This window comes from Streptomyces sp. BB1-1-1, assembly GCF_031597775.1.
GTDB classification, from domain to species: Bacteria; Actinomycetota; Actinomycetes; order Streptomycetales; family Streptomycetaceae; genus Streptomyces; species Streptomyces thinghirensis.
In genome coordinates this window covers 4,928,327-4,954,819 of record NZ_CP134203.1, presented here as the reverse complement: position 1 = coordinate 4,954,819, position 26,493 = coordinate 4,928,327, and the positions used below count along the sequence as shown (strand labels likewise).

Annotated in this window: 40 protein-coding genes; 37 read left to right on the top strand and 3 right to left on the bottom strand. The window is 73.4% G+C overall.

Annotated elements, in window-relative coordinates; all coding sequences use genetic code 11:
* Window positions 1-60: 60 nt before the first annotated feature.
* From RI578_RS22905 to RI578_RS22895, 3 genes are read right to left on the bottom strand one after another with little or no spacing between them, the layout of a single operon-like run.
* A complete protein-coding gene (locus RI578_RS22905) occupies window positions 61-1,689 on the bottom strand; it encodes a recombinase family protein (RefSeq protein ID WP_310872818.1) in 1,629 nt (542 codons plus the stop codon).
* On the bottom strand, window positions 1,686-2,084 hold the full coding sequence (locus tag RI578_RS22900) for a hypothetical protein (protein ID WP_310872817.1): 399 nt from the start codon (window positions 2,082-2,084) through the stop codon (window positions 1,686-1,688). The genes RI578_RS22905 and RI578_RS22900 overlap by 4 nt, the downstream gene beginning before the upstream one ends.
* A 23-nt stretch (window positions 2,085-2,107) precedes the next feature.
* Complete coding sequence (locus tag RI578_RS22895; RefSeq protein WP_310872816.1) at window positions 2,108-2,554, bottom strand: helix-turn-helix transcriptional regulator; 447 nt, start codon at window positions 2,552-2,554, stop codon at window positions 2,108-2,110.
* A 262-nt stretch (window positions 2,555-2,816) separates the two neighbouring features.
* Here RI578_RS22895 and RI578_RS22890 point away from each other — a divergent pair, with 262 nt between their 5' ends.
* From RI578_RS22890 to RI578_RS22710, 37 genes are all read left to right on the top strand, one after another.
* The gene (locus tag RI578_RS22890) at window positions 2,817-3,032 is read left to right on the top strand and encodes an XRE family transcriptional regulator (protein WP_310872815.1); all 216 of its coding nucleotides are present in this window, start codon (window positions 2,817-2,819) and stop codon (window positions 3,030-3,032) included.
* Window positions 3,029-3,220: a hypothetical protein gene (locus tag RI578_RS22885; RefSeq protein WP_310872814.1), complete on the top strand. Its 192-nt coding sequence runs from the start codon at window positions 3,029-3,031 to the stop codon at window positions 3,218-3,220. The genes RI578_RS22890 and RI578_RS22885 overlap by 4 nt, the downstream gene beginning before the upstream one ends.
* Before the next feature lie 66 nt (window positions 3,221-3,286).
* The gene (locus RI578_RS22880; RefSeq protein ID WP_310872813.1) at window positions 3,287-3,580 is read left to right on the top strand and encodes a hypothetical protein; all 294 of its coding nucleotides are present in this window, start codon (window positions 3,287-3,289) and stop codon (window positions 3,578-3,580) included.
* On the top strand, window positions 3,577-4,659 hold the full coding sequence (locus tag RI578_RS22875; RefSeq protein ID WP_310872812.1) for an ERF family protein: 1,083 nt from the start codon (window positions 3,577-3,579) through the stop codon (window positions 4,657-4,659). Before RI578_RS22880 ends, RI578_RS22875 begins: the two co-directional genes overlap by 4 nt.
* On the top strand, window positions 4,656-5,282 hold the full coding sequence (locus RI578_RS22870) for a hypothetical protein (protein ID WP_310872811.1): 627 nt from the start codon (window positions 4,656-4,658) through the stop codon (window positions 5,280-5,282). Before RI578_RS22875 ends, RI578_RS22870 begins: the two co-directional genes overlap by 4 nt.
* Entirely contained in the window at window positions 5,279-5,410 is a 132-nt protein-coding gene (locus RI578_RS22865; RefSeq protein ID WP_310872810.1) for a hypothetical protein, read from the top strand. Before RI578_RS22870 ends, RI578_RS22865 begins: the two co-directional genes overlap by 4 nt.
* Before the next feature lie 54 nt (window positions 5,411-5,464).
* Window positions 5,465-6,055 (top strand): hypothetical protein, encoded by a 591-nt coding sequence (locus RI578_RS22860; protein WP_310872809.1) that lies wholly within the window; start codon window positions 5,465-5,467, stop codon window positions 6,053-6,055.
* A gap of 76 nt (window positions 6,056-6,131) precedes the next feature.
* Window positions 6,132-7,061 carry a mucin-2 gene (locus RI578_RS22855; protein ID WP_310872808.1) on the top strand — a complete coding sequence of 310 codons (930 nt, stop codon included), beginning with the start codon at window positions 6,132-6,134 and terminating at the stop codon, window positions 7,059-7,061.
* Window positions 7,058-7,735, top strand: coding sequence for a hypothetical protein (locus RI578_RS22850; RefSeq protein WP_310872807.1), 678 nt, complete (start codon window positions 7,058-7,060; stop codon window positions 7,733-7,735). The genes RI578_RS22855 and RI578_RS22850 overlap by 4 nt, the downstream gene beginning before the upstream one ends.
* Window positions 7,732-8,217: a hypothetical protein gene (locus tag RI578_RS22845; protein WP_310872806.1), complete on the top strand. Its 486-nt coding sequence runs from the start codon at window positions 7,732-7,734 to the stop codon at window positions 8,215-8,217. Before RI578_RS22850 ends, RI578_RS22845 begins: the two co-directional genes overlap by 4 nt.
* Window positions 8,214-8,399 carry a hypothetical protein gene (locus tag RI578_RS22840; RefSeq protein ID WP_310872805.1) on the top strand — a complete coding sequence of 62 codons (186 nt, stop codon included), beginning with the start codon at window positions 8,214-8,216 and terminating at the stop codon, window positions 8,397-8,399. Before RI578_RS22845 ends, RI578_RS22840 begins: the two co-directional genes overlap by 4 nt.
* A 133-nt stretch (window positions 8,400-8,532) precedes the next feature.
* Entirely contained in the window at window positions 8,533-9,045 is a 513-nt protein-coding gene (locus RI578_RS22835) for an HNH endonuclease signature motif containing protein (RefSeq protein WP_310872804.1), read from the top strand.
* On the top strand, window positions 9,045-9,518 hold the full coding sequence (locus RI578_RS22830) for a single-stranded DNA-binding protein (RefSeq protein WP_310872803.1): 474 nt from the start codon (window positions 9,045-9,047) through the stop codon (window positions 9,516-9,518). The genes RI578_RS22835 and RI578_RS22830 overlap by 1 nt, the downstream gene beginning before the upstream one ends.
* 97 nt (window positions 9,519-9,615) lie before the next feature.
* Window positions 9,616-10,389, top strand: coding sequence for a hypothetical protein (locus RI578_RS22825; protein ID WP_310872802.1), 774 nt, complete (start codon window positions 9,616-9,618; stop codon window positions 10,387-10,389).
* Entirely contained in the window at window positions 10,386-10,571 is a 186-nt protein-coding gene (locus RI578_RS22820) for a hypothetical protein (protein ID WP_310872801.1), read from the top strand. Before RI578_RS22825 ends, RI578_RS22820 begins: the two co-directional genes overlap by 4 nt.
* Window positions 10,568-10,783 (top strand): hypothetical protein, encoded by a 216-nt coding sequence (locus tag RI578_RS22815; protein WP_310872800.1) that lies wholly within the window; start codon window positions 10,568-10,570, stop codon window positions 10,781-10,783. The genes RI578_RS22820 and RI578_RS22815 overlap by 4 nt, the downstream gene beginning before the upstream one ends.
* Complete coding sequence (locus tag RI578_RS22810; RefSeq protein WP_310872799.1) at window positions 10,780-11,199, top strand: hypothetical protein; 420 nt, start codon at window positions 10,780-10,782, stop codon at window positions 11,197-11,199. The genes RI578_RS22815 and RI578_RS22810 overlap by 4 nt, the downstream gene beginning before the upstream one ends.
* A complete protein-coding gene (locus tag RI578_RS22805; RefSeq protein ID WP_310872798.1) occupies window positions 11,196-12,410 on the top strand; it encodes a hypothetical protein in 1,215 nt (404 codons plus the stop codon). Before RI578_RS22810 ends, RI578_RS22805 begins: the two co-directional genes overlap by 4 nt.
* Window positions 12,407-12,679, top strand: coding sequence for a hypothetical protein (locus tag RI578_RS22800; RefSeq protein WP_310872797.1), 273 nt, complete (start codon window positions 12,407-12,409; stop codon window positions 12,677-12,679). Before RI578_RS22805 ends, RI578_RS22800 begins: the two co-directional genes overlap by 4 nt.
* Before the next feature lie 28 nt (window positions 12,680-12,707).
* The gene (locus RI578_RS22795; RefSeq protein ID WP_310872796.1) at window positions 12,708-13,586 is read left to right on the top strand and encodes a hypothetical protein; all 879 of its coding nucleotides are present in this window, start codon (window positions 12,708-12,710) and stop codon (window positions 13,584-13,586) included.
* Window positions 13,583-13,852 (top strand): DUF6221 family protein, encoded by a 270-nt coding sequence (locus tag RI578_RS22790; protein WP_310872795.1) that lies wholly within the window; start codon window positions 13,583-13,585, stop codon window positions 13,850-13,852. Before RI578_RS22795 ends, RI578_RS22790 begins: the two co-directional genes overlap by 4 nt.
* A 157-nt stretch (window positions 13,853-14,009) precedes the next feature.
* On the top strand, window positions 14,010-15,545 hold the full coding sequence (locus RI578_RS22785; RefSeq protein ID WP_310872794.1) for a DUF6884 domain-containing protein: 1,536 nt from the start codon (window positions 14,010-14,012) through the stop codon (window positions 15,543-15,545).
* A 62-nt stretch (window positions 15,546-15,607) separates the two neighbouring features.
* Window positions 15,608-16,267 (top strand): helix-turn-helix domain-containing protein, encoded by a 660-nt coding sequence (locus tag RI578_RS22780; RefSeq protein ID WP_310872793.1) that lies wholly within the window; start codon window positions 15,608-15,610, stop codon window positions 16,265-16,267.
* An 80-nt stretch (window positions 16,268-16,347) separates the two neighbouring features.
* Window positions 16,348-16,791 (top strand): DeoR family transcriptional regulator, encoded by a 444-nt coding sequence (locus RI578_RS22775; protein ID WP_310872792.1) that lies wholly within the window; start codon window positions 16,348-16,350, stop codon window positions 16,789-16,791.
* A 131-nt stretch (window positions 16,792-16,922) separates the two neighbouring features.
* Window positions 16,923-17,444 carry a helix-turn-helix domain-containing protein gene (locus tag RI578_RS22770; RefSeq protein WP_310872791.1) on the top strand — a complete coding sequence of 174 codons (522 nt, stop codon included), beginning with the start codon at window positions 16,923-16,925 and terminating at the stop codon, window positions 17,442-17,444.
* A gap of 3 nt (window positions 17,445-17,447) precedes the next feature.
* Window positions 17,448-18,740, top strand: a complete 1,293-nt coding sequence (locus RI578_RS22765; RefSeq protein WP_310872790.1) for a PBSX family phage terminase large subunit — start codon at window positions 17,448-17,450, stop codon at window positions 18,738-18,740.
* Window positions 18,737-18,913, top strand: a complete 177-nt coding sequence (locus RI578_RS22760; RefSeq protein ID WP_310872789.1) for a hypothetical protein — start codon at window positions 18,737-18,739, stop codon at window positions 18,911-18,913. The genes RI578_RS22765 and RI578_RS22760 overlap by 4 nt, the downstream gene beginning before the upstream one ends.
* On the top strand, window positions 18,897-20,393 hold the full coding sequence (locus RI578_RS22755) for a phage portal protein (protein WP_310872788.1): 1,497 nt from the start codon (window positions 18,897-18,899) through the stop codon (window positions 20,391-20,393). Before RI578_RS22760 ends, RI578_RS22755 begins: the two co-directional genes overlap by 17 nt.
* Before the next feature lie 37 nt (window positions 20,394-20,430).
* The gene (locus tag RI578_RS22750) at window positions 20,431-22,794 is read left to right on the top strand and encodes a phage minor capsid protein (RefSeq protein ID WP_310872787.1); all 2,364 of its coding nucleotides are present in this window, start codon (window positions 20,431-20,433) and stop codon (window positions 22,792-22,794) included.
* A 4-nt stretch (window positions 22,795-22,798) separates the two neighbouring features.
* On the top strand, window positions 22,799-22,972 hold the full coding sequence (locus tag RI578_RS22745) for an Rmf/CrpP fold protein (protein WP_310872786.1): 174 nt from the start codon (window positions 22,799-22,801) through the stop codon (window positions 22,970-22,972).
* A gap of 194 nt (window positions 22,973-23,166) precedes the next feature.
* A complete protein-coding gene (locus tag RI578_RS22740) occupies window positions 23,167-23,898 on the top strand; it encodes a hypothetical protein (protein WP_310872785.1) in 732 nt (243 codons plus the stop codon).
* 68 nt (window positions 23,899-23,966) lie between these two features.
* On the top strand, window positions 23,967-24,836 hold the full coding sequence (locus RI578_RS22735) for a N4-gp56 family major capsid protein (protein WP_310872784.1): 870 nt from the start codon (window positions 23,967-23,969) through the stop codon (window positions 24,834-24,836).
* 23 nt (window positions 24,837-24,859) lie between these two features.
* Window positions 24,860-25,021 carry a hypothetical protein gene (locus RI578_RS22730; protein WP_310872783.1) on the top strand — a complete coding sequence of 54 codons (162 nt, stop codon included), beginning with the start codon at window positions 24,860-24,862 and terminating at the stop codon, window positions 25,019-25,021.
* 3 nt (window positions 25,022-25,024) lie between these two features.
* Window positions 25,025-25,414, top strand: a complete 390-nt coding sequence (locus RI578_RS22725; RefSeq protein ID WP_310872782.1) for a hypothetical protein — start codon at window positions 25,025-25,027, stop codon at window positions 25,412-25,414.
* Window positions 25,411-25,728 (top strand): hypothetical protein, encoded by a 318-nt coding sequence (locus RI578_RS22720; protein ID WP_310872781.1) that lies wholly within the window; start codon window positions 25,411-25,413, stop codon window positions 25,726-25,728. Before RI578_RS22725 ends, RI578_RS22720 begins: the two co-directional genes overlap by 4 nt.
* Window positions 25,725-26,078 carry a hypothetical protein gene (locus RI578_RS22715; RefSeq protein WP_310872780.1) on the top strand — a complete coding sequence of 118 codons (354 nt, stop codon included), beginning with the start codon at window positions 25,725-25,727 and terminating at the stop codon, window positions 26,076-26,078. The genes RI578_RS22720 and RI578_RS22715 overlap by 4 nt, the downstream gene beginning before the upstream one ends.
* On the top strand, window positions 26,071-26,493 hold the full coding sequence (locus RI578_RS22710; RefSeq protein WP_310872779.1) for a minor capsid protein: 423 nt from the start codon (window positions 26,071-26,073) through the stop codon (window positions 26,491-26,493). Before RI578_RS22715 ends, RI578_RS22710 begins: the two co-directional genes overlap by 8 nt.

Here is a 26,493-nt window from a genome sequence, read left to right as displayed (position 1 = left end):
GGCTTTCAGAGAGTGGCAGCAGGCACGGAAACAATCAAGCGTGCCTGCATGCTTCCTGCTCTACAAGTCGGCCCAGGGGTCGGGTTCCCACACGGGATGAACCTCGAACGACACGTCAAGGCGTCCGGTCTTGCCGTGCCCCACCTTGCGCGCCGTGCACACGATGCGCCGCACCAGCTCTTTCAAGATCGCGTTTTTGGCGCGAGGCTCGAGGGTCTTCCATTCCTCGACGACGCCGACGGCGAGGGACACAACCTGTTCGCGCTGCGGAGTCTCCTCGACGGCCGACAGGTTCCCCAACTCGCCGAGTAGGGCCGCCTTACGGCCGGCGAGCTGGTCGCGCACCCGCTCGAACGACTCGGCCGGGTACTTGTCCGGGTTCATCACGTGGTCAGTGACGAGCCGGTCGAGGGCCGCCTCTACCTTGGCGATCTCCGCTTGAGTACGGGTTCGTTGCTGCGCGATCCGGGCCGCAGGGTCGACGGCCTCGCCGCGGCCCGCGTCCGGCGAGGGTGGCAGCGCGTCGAGGTCATCGGCGACCTCGCGCCGTAGCCAGTCCAACAGGGCCGCCTCAACCTTGGCGCGGGCGACGTAGAGACCCTGCTCGCACGCCCCGTGTCCCTTGTTCCGGTGGTTGTAGCAGACGAGCGTGTCACCGCGGGCGCGTCTGCTCGAGCGTGCTACGGCCGTTCCGCGGCAGTTCCCGCACCGTGCGAGGCCCGTCGTTGTGTAGGTGGCAACGCGGGCCCGGGGTGCCGTGACGCGCGTTTCGGCGCGGTGCTTCTGGTAGCCCTCCCACTGGTCAAGGGTGATGATCGGTGGTTGGGCACCCGGTAGGTAGAGCATGCGCCCGTTGCGGCACCCCGAAAAGTGCTCTTGCCCCAGCTTGCAGGGGCATTCGGGATCGTGTGTGTGCAGCAGACCAGCGGCGAACCCTGTGTCGAGGTACCGCTGTACCGTGTTGATCCCCCATCGGTTGCCGCGTGATGTGCGTATGCCGAGTTCGTCATTCAGCCAGTGCGCGAGGGCGCCGAATCCGTCGCCTGCGATCTTGCGTTCGTAGAGTTCTTCGACGATCGGGGCGTGATCGGCGTGGAGTTCGTAGCGCTCGGTTTGGAGCCGGACGCCGCCGGGTGCCTCCGGATCGGGGACGCGCCGCGGGTGCCAGATGTACCCGAAGCGGCCCCGCCCTGTGGCCGGTAGCTTCATGGCGCGCCGGTACTCGTGCGTCTCGCGCCACTGCTCGCCGGCCCGGTTGCTCTCGAAGTTGCCGAAGGCGAAGATCATCTCTCGTTGCAGCTCGCCGACGGCCGTTCTCGCGTCGGTCGCCTCCGTGGCGGACTCCAGCTGTCCGCCTACGGCCTCGAGTCGGGCGAGGTTGACCGCGTTGCCGGTCCGGTTGCGGCCGAAGCGCGAGTATCGCCATACGGCGATACCCCGGGCCTCGCCCGCTTCAACGCGCGTGATGGCTTGCATGATCTTGCGTTTGAAGTTGCGGCCCGTGGCGTCGAGGTCGATCACCCAATCGACGATGCGGCGCCCGGTCCGGGCCGCCCATTGCTCGATCGCCGTGCGTTGCAGGGTGTCGCTGATCTTCTCCTCTTTCCAGGTCGAGACCCGGATATAGCCGATCCACGGTTCGGCTGTGAGGCTTTGCGTGCTGCGGAAGGTGTCGGGTGGTGGAGTCATCCGGCCTGCCGTTCCTGTCCGTTGTTCTTGCGGTGAAGCCTGACGACGCGGGCGGCGAGCTCGCGGTCGTCGAGGTCGTCGAGGTCGTACCGGTGTCCGTGCGGAGGCGTGTCGTTGTGCTGGTCGAGCAGGCCGCGTGCCACGTGATCGAGGGCGAGCACGTATCCGGCGCGGTGCGCGTCGGCGAGCTGTTCGTCGGCGACGCGGTGCGCGTGGCGGATGTGCCCGACGATGAGCGCGGGCAGGGCGGCGATGCCGAGCAGCATTCCGGCCCGCATGATGTCGTCGTCCTCGCCGATAAGGCCGATCACCCCCATGGCCAGGCCGACGAGCAGTACGGCGTACGCGCTCGCGGGCAGGGTGAAAGCGACGGCGGGCAGGTGACGACGGCTCATGCTGTGGTGCCTCCGTACATGGTTCATTGCTCGGCGCGGTGTCCCTCTCCCGCGCTGGGGGGTGGCGTTCTTTGAAGCGTCTCGGTCATGGAGACGAACAGGCGCCGTGTCTGTTCGTCTTCGATGCCGAGTTCGGCTGCGGCCTGCTCCGGCGTGATGCGTCGCTCGCCCGGTTGTGGGTTGCGCACATAGGCGAGCTCGCGTTCGTCGAGGATGCCGGCGCGCACCAGGACCTCACCGAGCGGCACGTGTAGCGCCGCGGCGAGCAGGCCGAGTACGCGCGTGTCGGTCACGTTGTCGCCGCGCAGCATGCGGCCGACGGTCGCAGGGCTGATCCCGGAGTCGGCGGCGAACGCGGTACGTCCGCCGCTACGCAGGCCCGATAGGTCGTATCCGCGGCGCGTCAGCTGGTCGCGCAGCCAGTCGGCGAAGCTCGCCGCGGTCGCGCCGTCGTCGTTGCTGTTTTTCATGAGTGAAATCTAGCGCGCCGTGACAGATCGCGGCACGTTGGGATTCGGACATGGCGAGGTGAGGCACGGGCAACCTCCATCGGCATATGCAGGCCCGTGACCTGCGGCTTTATATCGAACGCGTGTCCGATTGTTGCCGAGTCACCACGCAGTGTCAATGCGTTACCGCTACACCGACACCCCCCGTAACTTTCACCTCAGAAAGCTACGTGTTACTTTCCTTTCTGTTCGGACAGCTGTCCGACCAGAAAGGATCGCTCACGTGTACGACCGCACTGCCCTGCGCACCGTCGCCGCCGCCAAGGGCGACGAATGTTACGTAGACCTCGCAGACCGGTTGAAGGTTGCACCGGTTACCGCATGGCGCCTGTGGAACGGCAAAACGGCACCCAGTGCCCGCGTCGCCGCCGCCGTCGAGGTCGCCTACGGCCTGTCGGCGTCCGCGCTACTCAAGCCCTCACAGCAGGCCGCCGCATGAGCGCCGCCGCCGTCGTCGTCATCCCCCGCGAGCAGGCCCTCGCCTGCGCCCGCCGCGCCCTCGACCGGGCCCGCGCCGAGCGCGACCGCGACCGCGCCGCCGGCCGACTCCCCGCCGAGCTCGACCTCGAGTGCCGTCGCCTCGAGCGCCAGCAGGCCACCGCCGCGCCGCACCGCGCCGCCGCCTGAAACGCCACGGGCCGCCCGGACGCGACCCGGACGGCCCCCACGCCCACCACTCGAAAGGCACCGGACGTGACCCCCGACCCTAGCGCCCCGTCACTCGACGTGATCGCGCTCGCCTACGCGCAGAACCCGAACACCGTCGGCCGCCTGCTCGCCTCGCACGCGGCCCGCGTGATCGCCCTCGACGTGGCCGCCGTCACCGACACCCCCGACCACCAGCGCGCCATGCGCGCCGCCGCCGCCAACGGCACCCGCGACGCCCTGCTCGACCAGATCGCCGCCGTGCGCGCCGCCGAGCAGCCCCTCGCGGACGTGATCCCCCTCGCCGCCGCCCGCACCGCACAGAACGGACACCGCGCATGACCACGCCCGCCCCGCACCTCGCCGCCGTCCCCGCGCCCGCGCCGCGCCTCGAGACCGCCTACATACCCGCGCCCGAGGGAGCGCCGGCCGACGCTCCGCGCGTGTTCGCCGTCGTCGCCGCCGTCATGGCCGCCGCGATGCCCGTCGGCAAGGACCAGCGCAACGAGCAGCAGAACTACAACTTCCGCGGCATCGACGACGTGATGAGCGCCATGGCGGGCCCGATGCGCGCTCACGGCCTGTTCATCCTGCCGAGCATCGTCGAGCACCGGCAGCAGCGTGACGGCAAGATGACGCGCACCGTGATCACGATGCGGTACCGCATCTATGGGCCCGCGGGTGACTGCCTGCTCGCCGACGTGCCGGGCGAGGCGTTCGACTACGCCGACAAGGCCACCAACAAGGCACAGTCGGCCGCGCTCAAGTACCTGTTGTTCACCCTGTTCATGCTGCCTGTCGACAGCCGCAGTATCGACGACGGCGACCGCCACCACCCGGAGCCGCCGGCCGAGCACCGCGCCGAGCAGGCACAGCGCCAGCAGCGCCAGCAGCGCCGCGGCGGGCAGCGCGGGCAGCAGCGCCAGCAGGGCGAGGGCGGGCAGCAGCCACGCCGCAGCAACCGCGCCGAACCGGGCCCGTGGGAGCAGCAGCCGCAGCAGGCCGGACCGAACCGCGACTACCTCACCGACGCACACCGCGCCCGCACGCCCGAGGAGTTCGCCAAGGTGCGCGCCGCCGCGGAGAAGGCCGGGGCGCCGGCCGACTACCTCGCCCGCCTCGACACGATCGCCGCGCAGAAGCGCGAGGCCGCCCAGCAGGGCGGGCAGCAGCGCGGGCAGCAGGCCCCGCCGAAGGGTGAGCAGCAGGGCGCGGCGCCCGCGCCGCCCGCGAGCGTCGACCGCGCCGCCGCCCTCGCCGCCATGTACGCCGCCGCCACCGACGCCGGAGTCACCGACCGCGGCGAGGCCGACGAGCTGTTCACCTCGCGCCACGGTGTGAAGCCGGGCGAGGCCACCCTCGAGCAGCTGCGCGAGATGCGCGCCGACCTGCTCGACGCCGCGCAGGGGGCCGCCGCGTGAGCGCCACCGACACCGCGCCGACCACGGAGCAGGCCCGCGAGGAGCAGCCGGCCGAGTCCCTGCGCGACCTCGCCATCGAAGAGGCCGCCCTCGACCTGCTCGCCGCCCGCGTCGCCGCCGCCAAGAAGGACGTACGCAAGCGGACACAGGCCGCCCTCGACGCCGCCGCCCGCCGGGATGGAGTCGAGCGGATCGCTGCCACCCTGCCCACCGGGCAGCAGGTCGCCACGATCTCACTCCGTAAGGGCACCGTCGGCCCCGTCGTCACCGACGAGGAAGCGTTCGCCCGATGGGTCGCCGCACGGTGGCCCGAGCGGCGCCAGGAGTACACCGAGACCCGACTCGTGCGCACCGTCAAGGAGTGGCGCGCCGCCGAGCTGGTCGCCGAAATGGCCGCGCTCGAGCTCGGCCTCGACGGCAAGGGCACCCGCCCCGCCCAGTGGGCCGACCCCGAGTCGGGCGAGCTGGTCGAGGTACCGGGCGTGCTCATCAAGCCGACCAGCGCCCGCACGCACGCCCTCACGTGGCGCAAGGACGGCAAGGCGGCGACCGCGGAAGCGTGGCGCACCGGCACCCTCGCCCGCCAGTTCGCCGCGATCACCGCGGGGGGTGACGAGAAGTGACCGAGCTCGCCGTCGCCGCCGTCGCCGCCCTGTCGTCGCTCGCCGCCCTCGCCGTCGGGGCGTGGGCGATCGAGACCCGCCTCGCCGCCCTGTTCCGCGCCGACGACGCGGCCGACCGCACCAAGTAGCCGGACCGGCCCGCCCCTCGAGGGCGGGCCCCCCGATCGGAGCACCCCCCCGTGATGACTTGGGAACAACTCGAGCGCACCGTCAGCCAGCCGACCCCGGACCCGATCCCCGGACAGATCGCCGTCGAGGTCGAGCGGCCCGGTATCCCCCGCGGCCTCGCCGCACAGTTCACCTTGCGCACGCGCGAGGTCGAGGGCGGACACCGCGAGTGGAGCGCCCCGACCAAGGGCCGCGCCGGCAGGTTCCGCCACCGTGGCCGCGACTACACCGCCTATCAGGCCGCGTTCATCCTGCGCACCGGCCGCAACCCCGACGGGCCCGCCCGCCCGTCGTGCGAGCACCCGCAGTGCTGCGAGCCCGCGCACGTCGACGACGGCGCCACCCGCCAGCGCGACCGTGCCGCCCTCGCCGGCATCACGGGCGTGACGCACCGCGCATGGTCGTGCGACCACGACGAGGAGCAGCACGCCCGCCACCGCGCCGACGGCAAGCGGTACTGCGCCGAGTGCAACCGCCTGTCGAGCAAACCGAGTTGCGAGCACGGCAACCCCCAGTGCCGTGACGACGACGTGCGCCCCTACCCGTGCGGTCCGCGGTGCGACGAGCACCAGCCCGCCCGCACCCTGCGCCGCCGCACCCCGTGAACCGGCCCCGGGGCGAGGACGAGCCGCGCGCCCCTCGCCCCGGGCGCCCCGCACCACCCGAACAGGAGCAACCCCCGTGCCATGGTTCAAAGTCGACGACACCGCGCACGCCAACCCCAAGATCCTGAAAGCGGGTAATGCCGCGCTCGGCCTGTGGGTACGGTGCGGCGCCTACGCCGCCCAGCACCTCACGGAAGGCACCGTGCCGGGCGTCGTCGCCCAGCTGTACGGCACCGCGCCGCAGGCCCGGAAGCTGGTCGCCGCCGGACTGTGGCACCCGCACGGCCACGACTGCCCGCGTTGCCCGCAGCCGCCCGCGGGCGACTACCAGATACACGACTTTCTGACGTACAACCCGACCCGCGAGAAGACCGAGGCCAAGCGCGCCGCCGCGGCCGAGCGCCAGCAGCGGGCCCGCGAGCGTGCCGCCGAGGAGCGCGCCGACCGCCAAAATCGCTCGGAATCGCCGACGAATCGCGGCCGATTCGACGACGGATCGTCGACGGAAAATCTCGAACGCGGCCCGAATCAGGGTGCGTTTTGGGAAGAGTCCGCAGGTCACGGCGGCACGTCACAGCGTGACGGCGCGCACCCGTCACGGTCCCCCCGACCCGACCCGACCCCTAGTACTCCCTACGGGAGTACTAACCCCCCTACCCCCCGCGGTCCGGCAGGCCCCGCCGAGCAGCTGCTCGCCCGATGGTGGGAGACCTACGGCCGGCAGACGGCGCAGAGTCGCACGAACGTCGGGCGGGCGATCGCCGACGCGCTCGGCAACGGCCTCGAGGTCGACACCCTGTGGCCCGCCCTCGCCCGACTCGGCGACCTGTCCAAGCCGATCACCGGCGGCACGCTTCAGTTCGCCCTTGCCGAGCTGAAACGGCCCGCCGTCGGCGCCGAGGTGATCCCCCTCGACCGCGCCGCCCGCCCCTCGACCACCGATCAGCGCGTCGCCGCGGGTATGGAGCTCGCCGCCCGCCTGCGCGCACAGGAGGCTGCACAGTGACCCCCGCCGACGCCGCCGAGCTGTTGACCCTCGCCGCCGCGTTCGACCGCCGCACCGTCGGCGAGGCCGACGCCCGCGCATGGGGCGCCGCGCTCAACGCGATACCCCTCGACGACGACGCCCGCGCCGCCGTCGCCCAGCACTACGCCGAAACCGACAAGTGGCTCACCCCCGCCCACGTGCTCAAGCAGCGCGCGAAGATACGCGCCGACCGCATCGAGCGGGCGAACGTGATGTACGAGGGCCGAGTCGGCGAGACCGGGCAGGAGTCGGCCGAGCGCCGCCGCGCCCTGCTCGCCGCCGTCGGCGACGGCCGGATCGCCCCGCAGAGCGTCGATCAGCTCATGGGCCGCGCCCCCGCGACCGCGCCGCCCGCCCTCACCGGCGGGCCCGCCCCCGAAGTCGCCGCCCGCCTCGCCGCGATCGGCCGCCGCATCCCGGACGAGGCCGCCGAGCTGCTGCGCGACTACCGGCCCATACGCGCCCAGCGCGAAGCCCTCGCGCAGCACGGCTTGCCCGACCCGCTCGACGTGGCGTGCACGTGGTGCCAGACCCCGCCCGGCAAGCCGTGCCGCATGGGCAAGAACCGCGCGCGTGTCCGCCGCGACCCGCACCCCTGCCGTATCGACGACGCCACCGCCCGACAGCACGCCCGACAGGAGCAGTCCGCGTGAACCGCAACGCCAAGCACCCCGACCGCCCGTACCGCCGTCGTGCCGTCGCGGGTGACCACACCCCCAACAGCCGCGGATACCGCGTCACCGCGTCATGGGACGCCCGCCCCGACCGGCCCGCGATCCGGACGACGCCCGACAAGGCCAAGGCCCGCCGCATGGCCCGCGAGTACGCCGAGCAGGGCGCGTACGTCGTCCTCGAGGAGCACCGCGGGCGCAACCAGTGGCGCACCGTGCGCGAGCTCGACGGCCCCGCGATCGTCGCCGAGCGCCGCGCCGCCGAGCAGGCCGCGCGCGCCGCCCGGGAAGCCGCGCAGGCCGCCGCCGACGCGGCCCGCCTCGAGCAGCTGCGCGCCGACCGCCGCCGCCGTCGCCTTGCCGCGGAGGCCACGACGCACGCCCGCGAGCTCATGACGCCGCCCGCGATCGTCCGGCCCGAGCACCGGCAGCGCGCCCGCCACGTCACCGGGGCGCAGCGATGAACCCGCCGGCCGCCGCCCTCGCCGTGCTGCGCGCCGCGCTGGTCGACGCCCGCCTCGAGCACCCCGACGACGAGGCACAGGCCGTCGTCGACGCCCTCGCACGGGACGGATGGACCCTCGCGCCCGTCGAGGTCGACAACGCCCGCGAGACACCCGCACACGCGTTCGTCACGAACGGATAACGACCGGCCGGGGGGTGCCCTCGAGCAGACCAGCGCACCCCCCTGCCCGGTAACTTTCTGTCCTGACAGATAGATGATCTGTCGGAAAAGAACATCCAGGCCAACACCCCCGTACATCCCGGAGGCCCCGCCGATGAGCCGCCCGACCGCCGCAAAACGGTTCGCCGCCAAGGTGAACACCGCCGGCCCCGTGAGCCTGTACCGCGGCGCACCCGGGCCCTGCCACCTGTGGACCGGCGGCACCGTCGACGACCGCGCCGGACAGTTCGGCGAGCACTACGGGAAGTTCTGGCACGCCGGCCGCATGGTCCGCGCTCACCGCTACGCCTACGAGCAGGCCAACGGCCCCATACCCGACGGCCTCGAGGTCGACCACAAGTGCCGCCGCCGCGACTGCGTGAACGAGCGCCACCTCGAGGCCGTCGACCACCGCACCAACACCCTGCGCAGCACCGGCCCGACCGCCGCCAACGCGCGCAAGACGCACTGCCCCGCAGGCCACGCCTACGACGCCGCCAACACCTACCGCGGCTCCGACGGAGGCCGGAAGTGCCGCGCATGCAAGCGCGCCCGGGCCCGCGGCGAGCAGCACCTCGCCCCCGTCGCCACCCTCACCGCCCCGACCCTCGAGAGGACCGCCGCCTAATGGCCGGAGAGACCACGATCACTGTCGTTGGCAACGTCGTTGCCGACCCCGAGCTCAGGTTCACCCCGTCCGGCGCCGCCGTCGCCAACTTCCGCATGGCCTCGACGCCCCGCCATTTCGACCGCCAGACCAACGAATGGAAGGACGGCGACCCCCTGTTCCTGGGGGTGAGCGCATGGCGCCAGCTCGGCGAGAACGTCGCCGAGTCCATCCAGCGCGGCGCCCGCATCGTCGTCGTCGGCCGCCTCATTCAGCGCCAGTACGAAGACCGCGAGGGCAACAAGCGGTCGTCGTACGAGATCACCGCCGATGAGGTCGCCCCGTCCCTGCGCAACGCCACCGCCACCGTCACCAAGACCAGCGGACAGCGCAACGGCCAGCAGCAGGGCGGATACGGCGCCCAGCAGGGCGACCCGTGGGCGACCAACGGCCAGCAGCAGCACAGCGGATACAGCGACGAGCCCCCGTTCTGACACCGCGCCGCGACCGGCCGCCGAGTCCGGTCGCGGCGCCCCCCGCGCGCACGCGCGACCCCCTCGACTCCACCGAGCCCGACAGGAGCAACCCGCCATGCCCCGTATCCCCGACGCCGTGAACGTGGCCAGCCTCGACACTCACTGTCTGATCGTCACCGTGCCGAACCACGGCCCCGCCGACGTGTCGTCGTCCCTGCCGCGACCGGCCGCCGCCGCCGTACTGCGCCAGATCGCCGACCAGCTCGAGGGCGCACCGTGCCCGACCGCGCGCGCCACCGGCCGGCCGTGCCCCGTGCACGACGCCCCGACCGCGCCGCGCCCCCGCGGCCTCGACGCCCTGCTCGCCGCCGTCGGCGACCAGCTGCCGCAGGACGACCCCGACCGCGCCGCCCGCGGCCTCGCCGACATGACGACGCCCGCCGACCGGCACCCCGCCGACGGCGAGCAGCCGCGCCCGCACCCGAACCCGTTCGCCCTCGACCCCGAGCAGGTCGCCCGCGCACAGCAGCAGCTCGGCGAGGCGTTCACCGCGTTCGGTCGCAAGCTGCGGACCGCGATCGAGCAGGCCGCCGCCACCATGCAGCAGGCCGACGACGACCCGCGCCCGCGCATCGAGGTCGACCTCGAGGAGCCGGCCGAGCCCGAGCCCGTCGACACCCCGCCGGCCGTGCCGACCGTCGTCGAGTGCGCCCACGGGTACGGCCTACTGCGCGACAGCTGCCCCGGATGCGACCACGAGGGCGAGACCCCCCACGAGGCCGACCCCGTGACGATCCGGCCCGAGTGGGCGAAGCGGAACATGCGCCGTTGCCGACGCTGCACCCTGCGCCCCTCGCACCCGATCCACCGCGCCGAGCGCACCGCGTGAGCGCCCTCGCCCGCGCCCGGGCCGCCCTCGCCCGCAGGGCGGCACGGCGCCGCGCCGACCGCGCCCTGTTGCGCCTCGCCCGCGAGAACTGCGGCGACCCGTGGTGCCCCACATGCCGCGCCCTCGACCAGCTCGCCCACCACGGCGACACCACCCACCACGCCCGGAAGGCCGACCGATGAGCCGCAGAAACCCCGCCCACCACGCCGTGACCCTGATCAACCATCTGCACGGCGAGACCGCCCGCACCGCCGACCGCGCCGACATTCCCCTCGAGGTCGAGGTCGCCGTGTGGGGCGTACAGGCGCAGCTCGCCACCGCGTCCGCCCTACTCGCCGTCGCCGACGCCATCAAGGCCGCCACCCCCGCCACCGTCGAGGAGAACAACCGATGAGCACCGCCACCGCGCCGGCCGCCGTCGACGCCGAGCTCGAGCCCGCCGAGTGCACCGAGTGCGGACGACCGCTCAAGCGGCCGAGCGCCGACGGACTCGGCCCCGTGTGCCGCCGAAAGGCCCGCGCCACCCGCGCCCGCCGCGCCGCCGGCACCCGGTACCGCGTCACGTACGCCCGCGTCGGCCGCCACGGAGGCCGCAACGGCACCCCGCCGCCCGGACAGCTCACCCTCACCGCGGCCGACGCCGACGACCTCGCCGAGCAGGTGAGCCGCGACGCCCGCCGCTACCTCGCGTCAAGCGAGGTCGAGGTCGAGGTCGACCTCGACGCCGGCACCGGTCAGATCCTCGCCGGATTCCGCAACGCAGGAACGTTCACCCTCGAGCAGCTGCCCGCCGAGGAGGCCGCCCAGTGAGCACCACCCGCCGCGCACCGAAGCGCAAGCGCGACCGCCGCCGCGCCGAAACCGAGCAGCTGCGCACCGCCCGCCGCGACACCCTGTCGATACTCCTGTCGCGGGCGCAGCGTGGCGTACTCAGCCGCGACGAGGGCGCCCTACTGCGCACGCACGTCGAGGCCGAGCTCGCCGACGGCGACACCGCCCGGGCAAGCGAGCGCGGGCAACAGCGCGCCATGGAACGGCACCGGCAGCGCGTCGAGGCCGCCGAGGCGACGATCGCCGAGCTCGAGCGCGACCTCGCCGAGCAGCGCCCGAAACTGTCCGACTCGGAAACGCTCGGCCACCGCCTGTTGCAGCGCGCCGAACGTGCCGAGGGCGAGCTCGCCGCCGTCCGCAACCAGCTGCACGACGTGAAGGCCCGCCGCGACGACGCCCGCGCCGGCCGACAGGATGCCGAGCGCGCCCTCGCCCGCGTGCGACAGGCCGACACGCTCGGCGCCGCCCTCGCTGCGGTCGCCCAGTACGACGGACTCACCCCGCAGGCCGCCGCCGCACAGGCCGCGATCACCGACCGCGCCGACACCCTCGACGCCCGCCTCGCCGAGCAGGCCCGCGAGCACGCCGTCGAGCTCGCCACCGTCAAGCGGTTCGCCGCCGACCTCGAGCAGCGCGCCCGCAAGGCCGAGAACACCCTCGACGCGATCCGTCGCGTGCGCACGTGGGGCGGAGTGTGGGCACAGCTCGGCATGTTCTACCGCCTGCGCCCGGAGGAGTGCGGGCAGGAGGCCCGGGCCCGCCGCACCGACGACGAGCGCGCCGCGCGCGACCGCGCCGAGCGTGCCGAGCAGCAGCTCGCCGCCGCCCGGAGCGCCGCCGACGGACAGGCCGCCACGATCCGGCACCACCTCGAGCGCGTGCGCGACCTCGAGGCCCGCCTCGCCGCGGTCGCCCGGTACGTCGACGCCGCGTACGAAGCCGACGTGTGCAAGGGCGTGCGCGACGACGTGCGCCGCCTGCTTGCCGGCAAGCAGCCCACCTACGGCGCCCCGTGGCACGCCACCGAGCCGGACGAGACGGCGCCCGGCATCGTCACCGAAGCGTGCGCCCGCGTCGACGAGCACGACGCCCACCACTGGCGCACCGGCGAGCAGGTCAAGCACTGCGCCGGCCGATACATGCCCGGACACCCTTACGCCCCCTCGACCGCCAGGAGCGCCACCCGATGAACACCCCCGCCCGCGCCGCGGTCGCCGGCACAGCCGCCGTTGTCCTGCTCGGCGCCGCCGTCGTCGCGTGCGAGTCGACCGCATGCGCCGCCACCAGCCCACGCCCCGCGCCGCCCCGCGTCACCGCCCCACGGCCCGCGCCGGCCCCCGCACCGCGCCCGCCGCTCAGCAAGACCCCGACCACGCCGAACAAGCCCCGCCCGCACCACGACGACGGCCCCGACCTGTTGCCCCTGCCCCCGTTCGCCGACAACGGACAGTGCCAGTAACCCCCCTCGACCGCCAGGAGCGCCGACCATGACCAGTAACAGCCGCGCCCTGCTCGCCGAGCTCGACCGCGCCACCGCGCCCACCGTGCAGGCGATCTACGATCTACGCGCCGTGCGCGAGCAGTGGGGCGACCTGCTCGCCGCGATCGAACGCCCACCGGCCGCCGAGTGGCCGCCCCGCGAGGCCCGCGGATTCCTCGACCAGCTCGCCGCCGCCGACCGCACCGACGACGACCTCGAGCCGTCGGCCGCGGCCCGCGTCGGCCGGTTGCCGCTCATCCTGCGCGAGCACCCCGCCCCGTTGAACCTCGACGCCCTCGACGCCGCGATCGCCGTCGAGCGCGACCTGTTCGACCTCGCCGACCTGCTCGCCGCCGCAATCCAGCGCCCCATACGCACCGGCCGCGACCCGCACGGCCGCTTCACCCGCGACCACGACGACGCCACGAACCCCGCCCGATGGCACCCGCCCACGCACCGCGACACCGGGCCGGCCGCGGCGAGCTCGGCCGGATCGCGCGCGTACGGCCTCCATTGGGCCGCCGTGTGGCTCGAGGGGCGCGTGTGCGGCGAGGACACCGACGGCGACCTGTTCGCCCTGTTGCCGCCGTACCTGCTCGAGCAGGCCGCCCAGGTTGCCGCCCGGGCGCGCCGCACAGTCGAGCGGGCCCTGTCCCGGGACGGCCGCACGACGACCCTCGACGACCCGTGCCCGTGGTGCCGCGGGCAGCTGGTCGGCCGTACGCGCCCCGGCGGCGAACCGGTCGTGACCTGCTCGACGGGCGAGGGATGCGGGGCGCCCGCGATCCTCGACCACGGCCGGCGCACGTGGCGGGGCGCCGAGCTGGTCGGCCTGTTCGGCGCCCTCGACGCCGCCCGCAACCGGGCGGAAGACTCGACGCCATGAGCACCCGCGATCTGATCGAGTTCTACCGGGCCCGCCTCGACGAAGAGGAGGCAGCCGTACGCGATCTCATCGAGTCGGCCGAGCCCAACATCGGCGAGGCCGACCTCGACGAGCTCGCCACCCGGCGCACCGTTCTGGACATGTACGAGATTGCCGAGCGGAACGCCGACGAGCGGGCCCCGGGCCTACGCCTCGCCGTGCAGTACCTCGCCGCCCACTACGGCCGGCACGCCGACTACCGCGAGGAGTTCCGGCCCGGGCAGTAACCCAACTCCCCCAAGGGGCGCCGGAATTGCCCGGCGCCCCTTTGCTCGACCCGCTTGTGTAGCCGCTACACAAGCCGCTACAGTGGCATTCCTGCCGTACTCCACACGGCGCCGCCGGACTCCACCCGGCACCCCAGCGACACAGGGAGCAACCCCCATGAACGCGATCTACCGCCCCGCCAACCCCCGCAGCCGCGGCGCCGCCCACTACCGCCGCCCCGGCACGAGCGCGAGCTACTGCGGGCGCACCCTCGAGGCCACGCCCACCGAAGAGAAGTACGTCACGGGCCTGTGCCAGCAGTGCGCCAAGGGCGAGCAGCGCGAGCGCGTCGAGGCCGAGCAGGTCGCCGCCGGCCGCGCCGTCGATGGCCCGACCCTCGCCGAGCGCGCCGGCATGCGGTACGCGCTGGTCGGCACCGGCCGCCGCGTGCACTACAGCAACAACGACGACACCCTGTGCGGGCGCGAGGTCACCGCGTACACCGACGGCCTCGACGACCGGCACGACGCCCTGTGCGCCCGTTGCATCAACGCGGCCGAGCAGCGCGCGTACGCCCGCGCCCTCGCCGCCGCCTCGCCCCTCGCCGCCGCCGCCGTCGAGCTCGCCGAGACCGTCGAGGCCGCCGACGCCGAGCGCGAGCAGGCCGCCGAACAGCGCGTCGTGATCATCCCCTGTGGCGCCGCCAAGCTGGACCGCCCCGCGCCGGCCGCCGAGCTCTACACCGGCAGCTACCACCGCGCCTGTGCCCGCGCCGCCGCCGCGCTCACCGCCACCGGCGGCACCGTCGTGATCCTGTCCGCGCTTCACGGACTGGTGCCCCTCGACCGCGTGCTCGCCCCGTACGAGATGCGCATGGGCGACGCCGGCAGCGTGACCCCCGACGTACTGCGCGAGCAGGCCCGCGAGCTCGGCCTCGACCGCGCCGACGACGTGACGATCCTCGCCGGACTCAGCTACACCGCGCCCGCCCTCGCCGTATGGCCGCACGCCTCGACGCCCCTCGCCGGACTGCCCGGCATGGGGCACCACATGCGCACCCTCGCCGCGATCGCCGACGACGAGCAGGCGCCGGCCGACGAGCAGGCGCCCGCCCTGTACGCGCCGCGCGGCCTGCGCAACCTCACAACCGGGCACCTGCTCGACGAGACCACCGGCCGCGCCTACTGCGGCGCCGAGCTCGCCGGCCCGAACGGCGCCGCCGTCCTCACGTGCGCCGCGTGCCGCCACGTCCGCAACCACCAGCCCGCCGACGCCCTCGAGGCCGACCTCGACGACCAGTTCGCCCGCGTCGCGCACGCCGTCGACGCCGTGACGCACGCCGAGCAGGTCGAGGCCGCCGTCGAGACCGTCGCCGACGCCGTGACCCTGCACGACGACCACCTCGCCGCCACCCCCGTACGCTGCACGCTGCACGGCGACCAGTGCGACCGCGACCCCGGCACCCCGCACAACTTCCCCGACGTGCACCTCGCGCCCACGACCGGCCGCGCCACGCCGACGATCTGCCCCGAGTTCGCCGCCCTCGACGGCCTGCTCGCCGACGAGTGGCGCACGGGCGCCCAGCTGGTCACCGAAGCGGAGGCCACCGACGGCACGTGGCGGGGCGCATGGATCGGCGAGCAGCCGACCGACGCCCTGTTCACCCTCGACCGCGCCGCCGAGCAGGGCGCATTGTTCACCGCCGACCAGTAACCACCGACCGGCCCGCCCTCGACTGGGGGCGGGCCCGACCCTCACCGACAGGAGCAGCACACGTGAACGCCACCGACCAGCCCGACGAGCAGCGCGACGACGAGCCGACCGTCGCCCACTACCAGCGCGCCGACGCCGACAAGATGCCGACGACGCCCGCCGGGCAACAGGCCGCGGTCGAGGGCATGCTCGCCGCCCGCGGCCTCACGCCCGCCGACCGGCCCGCCGTCGCCGACCACAACCGGCGCACTGCGCAACGGATCGCCGCCGAGCTCAACCGGCGAGGCGAGCCCGTGACCAACACGCCCAGCGCCCGACTCATGGCCGACATGCTCGACCTGTTCAACAAGTACGAGCGCGAGCGCGCCGCCGAGCGGGCCCTCGCAGGCGACACCAACCCGTACGACCTCGACCCGCTCGAGCAGGTACGGAACATCGCAGACGACTACACGCGCCACGCCGACCAGCCCGACGCCCTCGCCGACCTGCTCGACCTGCTCGCCGACGAAGTGCTCACCCTCGACGACATTCGCGCCCTGCGCCTCGCGGGCGAGGCCGCCGTCGCCGCCACCCCGCGCGCCATCAAGGCCGCCAAGGATCGCGGCATGAAGCCGCCGCAGATCGCCGCCGAGCTCGGCCTCACCCCGTCGCGCGTCTACCAGGTGTTGCGCGAGCTCGCCGCCGAGCAGGCCGAGCAGCCGTCCGCCGACGACCAGCAGTAGCCCAGACAACAGCGCGGGCCCGTACGCGGCGACTCCACCGCCGGACGGGCCCGACTAACCACGATCGGAGCAACCCCGACATGGCCAAGCACCAGACTACCGACCCCGACCTCGCCGCCCGCCGCGCCCGCGTCGCCGCCCTGCGCGGCACCATGACCAACCGCGCCATGGCCGAACGACTCGGCGTAGGCGAAACCACCGTGCGCCGCGACCTCGCCGCACTCGACGCCGAGCGCGCCGCCGCCGAGCAGACCGCCGCGTCGGCACCCGCCGCCGAGCCGCGCCACGATGCGCCGCCGCGCCGCCGCCTCGAGCTCGAGGTCGACGACGCCCTCGCCGACGCCCTGCGCACACTGGTCGCCGCCGTCCCCGGCGCGCGTCACGATCTCGCCAACTACCGCGCCGCCGCCCGCGCCGCAATCCGCAGCGTGGCCGACACCATCCGAGAGGAGCAGCGCGCCACCACCGCCCACCGTGCGCCGTCCGGTCGCGCCGCCGCGCCGCGCGCGCGAGTTGCGCCGTGATCATTCCGTGACCTAATGTGGGGCGCGTCTTCGGCGTGCCCGGAAACGGACCGCCCCACAGCTCACCGAACGCCCCGCAGGCCACCGCGCCCGCGGGGCGTTTCGCATGCCCGACGCGAGGAGGTGACGCCATGGCTCGACCAATCACCGACCACGACCGCGAGCAGGTGCGCACCCTCCACGCCCAGGGCAAGAGCCGCAACGCGATCGCGCGCACCCTGCGCCGCTCGCCGTCGACCGTTTCCAAGATCGCCGCAGCGTTCGACCCGCCCCTCGAGTTCGACCGGGCCGCCGAGGTCGCCGTCGCCACCGAGGTACGCCGCGCCGACCTCGCCGCCCGCCGCGCCGCGCTCGCACTCGGCCTACAGGACGACGCCGAGCAGCTGCGCGCGCAACTGTTCGCCCCGTGCACCGTCGGCGAGTTCGCCGGCCGCGACGGCGAGTGGCACGAGACGCACCTCGAGCGCCCACGATTCGGCGACCAACGACAGATCATCGGTTCCGTGCAGACGGCCGTATCCACGTCCCTACGCCTCGCGCCCGCGGAGGGCGGCGAGAACGCCGAGCAGGTGCGTTCGATGCTCGGAGCGCTCGGCGAGGCGTTGCAGCAGGCCGCAGCCGACGGCGACGACGGGGGCGCCGACGGGGGGTGAGCAGTGCTCGACCTCGACACCCTGCCCCTGTCCCGCAAGCAGCTGCGATCGATCGGCCAGGCCACCGCGCGCGTCAACATCTGGCATGGGTCGGTCCGGTCCGGCAAGACGATCGCCTCGCTACTCGCGTTCGTGATCGCCGTCGCCACGGCCGGCCCCTCCGGACTCATCATCATCTGTGGCCGCAGCTTGCAGACCATCGAGCGCAACGTGTTCGAGCCCCTGCAAGATGCCGCCCTGTTCGGCCCCCTCGCCCGCCACGTGCACCACACCCGCGGCGCCACCACGGCGACGATTCTCGGCCGCACCGTGCACCTCATCGGCGCCGCCGACACCCGCGCCGAGGGCCGCCTACGTGGCCTTACCGCGCAGCTCGCCTACGTCGACGAGGCAACCCTCGTACCAGAGGGATTCTGGACACAGCTACTCGCCCGCCTCAGTGTCCCGGGCGCCCGTCTCTACGCCACGACGAATCCCGACTCGCCCCGCCACTGGCTCAAGACCGGGTATCTCGACCGCGCCGCCGAGCTCAATCTCAGGGCGTGGCACTTCCGCCTGTCGGATAACCCGAGCCTGTCGCCCGAGTACATAGCCGACCTCACCGCCGAGTACGTCGGCCTGTGGCGACGGCGCATGATCGATGGGGCGTGGGTGGTCGCCGAGGGCGCCATCTACGACATGTGGGACGAGGGCGCGCACGTCGTCGACCAGCTGCCCGACATGCGCCGGACGTGGCTAGGTATCGACTACGGCACGACGAACCCGTTTGCCGCGATCCTGCTCGGCGAGGGCACCGACGGCCGCCTGTACGCCTGTGCGGAGTGGCGGCACGACTCCCGCACCGCGCACCGCAGCATGACCGACGCGCAGTACTCGGCCGCCCTGCGGAAGTGGCTCGACGCCTACCGGCCCCCGAACGCGGGCCCGGACACGCCCGCGGGCGTGGCGCCCGAGTGGACGTTCATTGACCCGAGCGCAGCGTCGTTCAGTACGCAGCTGTGGACCGACGGACACCCGGGCCTCGCCCGCGCCACGAACGACGTTGCCGACGGAATCCGCAGCGTGTCGAGCCTGCTCGCCGCCGGCCGCCTACTCGTGCACCGGTCCTGTGACGGCCTGCTCTCCGAGCTCCCCGGTTACAGCTGGGACCCCAAGGCCACCGAACGCGGCGAAGATGCGCCGCTCAAGGTGGACGACCACTCAGCCGACGCCCTGCGCTACGTCATCCACTCGACGGCGCACGAGTGGCGGCACCTGCTCACCGCGCAGCGCCAAGAGGAGGACGCCGCCGCATGATCACCCTGCCCGTTTCCGTCGTCGTCGGCGACCGCCCGATGCCCGTCGGCGACCTCGAGCTCGAGCACGGCGAACCCGTCGCGCCCGCCCTCGCCGCCCTGTTCCGCGCCGCCGCCGACGCGTTCGACCGCGCCGCGCTCGAGGAGGTGAGCACCGATGGCACTGCCGAGTGACGGCGCCCCATGGCCGCCGCCGCAGTGGTCGCGCGTGTACCGCGAGATGCGCCTCGACGACGCGTGGTACAGCGGCGACCGGCACCGCCTCGAGCGGATCTACGGCCACCACCCGGACACCCGGGAGCGCCGGAAGCTGTGGGGGCGCCGCTCGACCGAGCACCGCACCCGCAAGCGCGAACAGCGCCTACACGTCCCCCTCGCAGGCGACATTGCCCGCACCAGCGCCGACATGCTGTTCGCCGACATGCCGGCGATCCGAGTCGACGACACCGCGACACAGACCCGCCTCGAGCAGCTGCTCGACGAAGGGTTTGTACAAGAGACCCTGCTCGGCGCCGCGGAGCAGGCCGCCGCCCTGTCGGGCGTGTTCCTGCGCGTGATCGTCGACCGCGAGCTCGCACCGCGCCCGCTGCTCACCGTCATGCAGCCCGACGCCGCGATCCCCGAATTTCGGTTCGGCATGCTGCGCGCCGTCAACTTCTGGCAGGAGCTCGCCGGCAGCACCGAAAACACCGTGTGGCGGCACGTCGAGCGGCACGAGCCGGGGCGCGTCGTGCATGCGCTGTACGAGGGCGGGCCCGACACGATCGGCCGCCGTGTGCCGCTCACCGAGCACCCCGACACGGCCGACCTCGCCGCACAGGTCACCCTCGCCGACGACGGCGAGCAGGCCATCACGACCGGAGTCGACCAGCTCACGGCCGCGTACGTGCCCAACATGCTGCCCAACAGGCTGCACCGCTCGAGCCCCGTCGGCCGCAGCGACTACGCGGGCGTACACGACCTGTTCGACGCCCTCGACACCACGTGGACCAGTTGGATGCGCGACCTACGCCTCGCCCGCGCGAGGCTCATCGTGCCCGACGGGTACTTGCGCAGCGAGGGCCCCGGGCAGGGCGCATCGTTCGACGACGACCGCGAAGTGTGGCACGGCCTCAAGATGCCCCCGAACGAGGGCAACGGAATTACCCTGAACCAGTTCGAAATCAGGGTTGCCGAACACCAGGCCACCGCCGACGCGACCGTACGACAGGCCGTGCAGACCGCCGGGTACGACGCGCAGGCGTTCGGCCTCGACGGCGACGGACAGCCCGCCACCGCAACGGAGGTCGACGCCCGCACCGCGCGCGGCATGGTCACCCGGAAGAAGAAGGCCGGGTACTGGCGACGCGCCGTCGCCGACATGCTGCACGTCATGCTGCGGATGGACGCCGCCCAGTTCACCCCCGGAATCGCGCCCGAGCGCCCGCGCGTGGAGTTCGGCGACGGCGTGGCCGAGTCCGAGCAGCAGACGGCGACAACACTCGACCTGCTCGCCCGGGCGGGCGCCGTCAGCACCGCGACGAAGGTCAAGATCCTTCACCCGGAATGGCAGGACGACGCCGTACAGGCCGAGGTCGCGCTCATCCTTGCAGAGACCGGAGCGGGCGCGCCCGACCCGGGCGACCCCGGCGGCACGTACCCGCTAGCCGCATGAGACGACGGGGGGTGAGCCTGTGCCGATTCACCCGGGCATGGTCGAACCCCTCGCCGAGCGGACCCGCGATCTGTACGCCGACGCCGAGCTCAGGCTGTTGCGGCTCATCGCTCGGCAGCTCGCCGACGGCCTCGAGGCGCCCGGTTGGGCCGAGCGGAAACTCGCCGCCGTACAAGCCCTGCGCCGTGGCGCACAGGGCGTCGTCGACGAGCTCGGCAAGGCCGTGCGCCTCGACGTGTTCGACGCGATCGCCGAGGCGTACAACACCGGGCACCGCGCCGCGGTCGCCGAGCTCGGCGCCCTGTCCGACCGCGCCCGGCAGCTGGTCGACGACGTGACCCCGCAGGCGCAGGCAGTCGACCGCCTCGCGCAAGAGGCCGTGCAGGTGGTCACCTCGACGCACCGCTCGATTCTGCGCGCCGTCGTCGACGGATTCCGGGCGATCGTCGCGGAGGTCACCGCAACACCGTTGCTCGGTATCGGCACCCGCCGGCAGGCCGCGCAGGATGCCATGCGCCGGTTTGCCGACCGCGGCATCACCAGCTTTGTGGACCGCGCCGGCCGCCGATGGGCCCTCACGTCGTACGCCGAAATGGCCGTACGCACGTCGGTCGCCCGGGCCGCGACGGAGGCACACGCCCGCACGCTCACCGACGCCGGTATCGAGCTGGTCATCGTGAGCGACGCACCGCGCGAGTGTCCCCTGTGCCGGCCGTGGGAAGGCCGCGTGTTGACGCTCACCGGCCCAGACAGCGAGCGCACGGTCGAGGTCGAGCACGCCATCGAAGACGGCCGCATGGTCCCCGTGCGCGTCGCCGGCAGCCTCGAGGCCGCCCGCGTCGCAGGGTTGCAGCACCCCAATTGCAGGCACAGCGTGTCGGCCTACACCCCCGGATTGACCACGGTCGAGCAGGCCGAGAGCGACCCGGACGGGTACGAGGCAGGGCAGCGACAGCGGGCGATCGAGCGGCACATCAGGAAGTACAAGCGGCGCGCCGCTGGGGCACTCAACCCCGCCGAGCGCCGCGCCGCCGAGCGCAAGGTCAGGCAGTGGCAGGGCGCCATGCGGTCGCACCTCGCCGCGCACCCCGACCTACGGCGCAACCGGGCCCGCGAGCAGGAGGGCGCCGGCAACCTCCCGCCCGAGCAGCGCACCCGCAGGCAGGGCACGCCCCGTACGCCCCCGCCCGCGCCGCCGACGGCCGACCAGCTCGACGCCGCCCGCGTGTGGTCCGGCGACGAGCAGTCGATACGGGAGATGAGCGACGACCAGCTCGCCGCCGCCATGCGGTCGCAGCTGCTCGACGACCGCGCCCGCGCCCGCATCATGGCGGAGGCCGACCGCCGCGACCGCGAGCAGCTGCTCGACCGGATCGCGCCGGGCGGCACCCTCGCCGACGACCTCGCCGAGTTCAGCGACGCCGAGCTCGCCCGCGCGTACGGGCACCTCGACGACGCCGACGCCCTGCGCGTCATGGCGGAGATGGACCGACGCGACCGCGCCGCGCAGCTTCCGGGCGTGACGCCCGAGCTGGTCGGCCTGTCCGACGCCGACCTCGCCGCCCGGGCCCGCGGCGCCGACGAGCAGACCCTCGCCCAGATCGCGGGCGAGGCCAACCGCCGCGACACGCTCGCCCGCCTGTTCCCGGGCGGGCAGCTGCGCGACGACCTCGCCGAGCTCGGCGAGGATGAGCTCGCATGGTGCATGCAGTACGCCAACGAGGGCGAGCTACTGCGGATCGCCGACGAGTTCGACCGCCGCGACGACCTCGCCAACGCGCCGCCGCTCCCCGCGCCGGCCGATACCGGCGATTCCGTGGCCGACCTGCTCGCCGACCGCGACGCCCTCGCCGACGCCATGGGCAACGTGCCCGACCCCGCCCTGTGGGGCGCCCTCGCCGCCGACGACGACGCCACCGCGCCGCCGTCCCGGGATTGGGGCGCACTCACCGACGAGGAGATCGAGCAGCTTTCCGACGAGGAGTTCGCCGAGTTCCGCACCTCGCCGGCCGCCGCGGCCTACTGGCAGCGCCTCGAGGAGCGCACGGCGAAGGCCGCCGAGGAGGCCGGCGACGACGCCCGCCCCGAGCACCGCATCACCCGGGCCGAGGCCCGAGAGATGTACTGGGAATGGGTGCAACGGCAGATCGCCGCGGCCGAAGAGGCGACCAACGGGTACATGTACAACAAGAAGTACGCCGCTCAGAACCTCCCGTACGAGAGCCTGTTCTCTGGCCCGCACCGCATCGGTTACGCCCGCGCGTCGGATGAGCTCAAGGAGTGGTGGGAGAGTAACCCGCGTCTCACACAAGCCGAGTTCATCACGAAGGTGACGGGCAAAACCCAGCGATGGGCCGCCCGTGCCGTTGAGAATCGGTGGGACCAGGAGCGGAAGAGGTGAGGGTATGGGTGCGCGAGGCGACATCATCCGGGCAGTCGTGGCCGGCCGACAGGCCGGCCGGAACGGCGACCCCGTGACCGCGTGCCCGTACCCTGCCACGTCGCTACTGCGTACCGCGTGGATCAAGGGATACACCGAGACCAAGCCCCGCGACCCCGCGCCGGACGGCGACGACTAGCACACGCCACCGACAACGGCGCACCGCGCCGACACACAGACCAAGGGCCCGCCCAGTGCGGGCCCTTTTGCATGCCCGCGCAGGCCCGCCAGGAGCGGCCCGCAGGCATGCCCGGGGCGCGCCAGGAGCGGGCCCCAACAGCGACACCCACGCCCGCCAGGAGCGGGCCCCAACAGCCCCAGGAGGGCGCATCCATGAGCGACGACAACGGCACGCAGGCAGGCCAGCAGGGCACCGGGCAGCAGGGCGACCCGGGCGCCGGACAGCAGGGCGGGCAGGGCACCGGGCAGGACCCGGCCGGCACCGCGCCGCCGAACGGCCAGCAGGCGCAGCAGGGCAACGACGGCGAAGACCCGGCGGCGAAGATCGCACGGCTCGAGGCCGACCTCGCCGCAGCCCGCCAGGAGGCGGGCAAGAACCGCACTACGGCGAAGCAGCGCGCCGCCGACGAAGCGCGCCAGCAGCTCACGGCGCAGCTGCTCGGCATCCTCGACCCGAGTAAGGCAGGCCAGCAGGCCACGCCCGAGGAACTGACGCAGCAGCTCACCACCGCGCAGGACCAGGCACGACAGACCGCGGTCGAGCTCGCCGTGTACCGCACCGCGTCGACCGCGGGCGCCGACCCCGACGCCCTGCTCGACTCGAGGACGTTCGCCGAGTCCGTCGCCAAGCTCGACCCGACCGACACGACGGCGATCACCGCCGCGATCACGGCCGCCGTGCAGGCAAACCCGCGGCTTGCCGCGCAGCAGCAGGCCACGCAGCAGCAGGCCGCCGCAGGGCCCGCGCGCACGGGCGCCGAGTTCGCCGGAGGCGGAGGCGCCGCGGAGGTCACCCCCGCGCAGTTCGCCGCCATGACCTACGCGCAGCGCGTCGAGCTCATGCAGTCCGACCCCGACACGTACCGGCGCCTCGCCGGATCGTGACGCCCGGCGCCCGCCGGGCAATCCCACCGCCCGGCACCGCGCCGGCACACCCGTAAGGAGGGCCCACCGTGCCCGAGACCACCGCAGCCGATCTGATCGTTCCCGAAGTGTGGGCCGATCTGTCGCAGGCCCGTTTCACCGGCGCCGCCCGAGTGCTCAACTCGGCCGCCGTGCAGTCCGACGACACCCTCGCCGGGCAGCCGGGCGACTCGATCAACTTCCCCAAGTGGGGCACGCTCGGCGAGCTCGACGACCTCACCGAAGCCGTGGCCATGAACACGCAGGCCATGACGCAGAGCTCGAGCTCGGCGACCATCAAGGAAGCCGGCAAGGCCGTCGAGATCACCGACAAGGCCATGCTGACCGGACTCGGCGACCCGCGCGACGAGGCACAGCGCCAGTTCGGCATCCTCGCCGCCCGCAAGGTCGACGCCGCGCTCATCGCGCAGGCGCAGGCCGACGAGACCGCGCAGGGTGGCGGCACCCCGTACACCGTCACCGTCACCGGCAGCGGTGCGGGCGTCACGGCCAAGCTGTCTTGGGGCGCTGCGATCGTGCCGGCCCTCGCCACGTTCGGCGACGAGTTCGACCCGGCGGAGTTCGCCGGACTGTTCATCAACTCGGCGCAGATGGCCGAGGTTTTCGCCGACGACCAGTTCATCAACGCGTCGTCGCTCGGCACCGCGACCCCCGTCACCACGGGACAGGTTGGCGTGATCGCGGGAATGCCCGTGGTCGTCACCGACCGGATCGCGGCCGGAAAGTTCCTGCTCATGAAGCGGAACGCGCTCGGCGCCCTCTACAAGCGGCGCCCGATCGTCGAGACCGACCGCGACATCCTCAAGCGCACGACCGTGATCACCACGAACGTGCACTACGCGGTGAAGCGGCTTGACGACAAGGGCGTGTGCGTCGGCACCCTCGCGCCCGGCGCCTGATCCCAGGAAGGAGGCGACGCCGCATGATGCTGCGCCGCTACCACGACACCGCGCCGGACGACGGCGACCCGGACGGCACCGCGCCGGACGGCGAGCAGCCGACCGGCACCGACGACGCCCCGCAGGCAGACAAGCCCGCGGGGCGTTCGCGTACCCGGAACAAGACCAGCAAGAGCGGGGGGTGACCGGTGGCCCGCGTCTACGCAACGCCCGAGCAGCTGACCGCGTGGACCGGGCAACCGGCGCCAGCCGACGCCGACCGCCTGCTCGCCCGCGCGAGTGAGGACGTAGACGACGCCCTCACGACAGCCGTGTACGTCACCGACACGGCCGGCATGCCGACCGAGCCCAAGATCGTGCAGGCCCTCGCCGACGCCACGTGCGCGCAGGTCGAGTACCAGCAGGCGACCGGCGACGACGGCACCGGCGCCGCCGGTAGGTGGGATTCGGTATCGATCGGCCCCGTGGCCCTGTCGGGGCGCAAGGACGGCCCCGCCACCGCGGGCGACGTTGACCTCGCCCCGCGGGCGCACCGCGCCCTACGCCGCGCCGGACTGTTGCCGGGGGTGATCTGGTGAAGGTCCCCGCGTGGCTACTGCGCCACCGCGTCAAGGTCGAGCCGTACGCGGGTGACTCGGCGTACGGCCCGACGTACGGGCCCGCCGTCGAGGACGTGCCCGCGCTGGTCGCGCTCACCGTCAAGACCGTCCGCGACAAAGAGGGGCGCGAGGTCACCAGCACCGCGACCGTGATCGCCGGCCCCGACCTCGCATGCCCTGCCGAGTCCCGCATCACCCTGCCCGGCGGGCGCGTCACCCGGGCGATCGCCGTCGCCGAGCACACCGCGCCGGGCCTGCCCGTGCCGGAATCGGTGGAGGTGAGTTGCGAGTGACGCAGCGAACCCGCCTGAACTGGAACGGCGCCGCCGCCCTGCGCGGCACCCGACAGGGCGCGATCCGTGGCCTGCGGATCGCCGCCGAGCACGTGCTCACCGAGTCCCGTAAGCGTGTCCCGATCGAAGAGGCCACCCTCGAGCGATCCGGCACCGCGACCGTGGACGAGTCGAGCCTCACCGCCGCCGTGGCGTACGACACCGTGTACGCCATCCGGCAACACGAGGAACTGACCTACAGGCACGACGCCGGCAGGACGGCGAAGTACCTCGAGGGTCCCCTCGAGGAGCAGGCCGGCACCGTGGCCGCGATCATCGCCGCGCAGCTGCGGAGGTCGCTCCGTGGCTGACCTGCTCGACGGCCTCGCCCGCCTGCTCGCCGACAACGGCCACGCCACCTACGACCCGACCGGAGTCGGCGGCGACCTGTTCATCGAGAACATGCCGCCCGGGCCCGATGCCGCGGTCGGCCTGTGGCTGTACGACGGCGGCGAGCAGGACGCCCGCAACCCAATCGACACCGTGCGCCTACAGGTGCGCGTGCGTGGCGGGCCCGACCCGCGCGTATCGCGGGCCCGCTGCACGGCCATCTACAGCGAGTTGCACGGCCTCGCGGGCGTCGAGCTCGCCGACGGTACGTGGCTCATCCTCGCCGCCGCGCGCGGCACCCCGGCGCCCATGGGCCCGGACTCATCCGGCCGACATGAGCACGTCGTGAATTTCGACCTTGACGTGTCGGCCCCCACCAAGCACCGAAGCGAATAG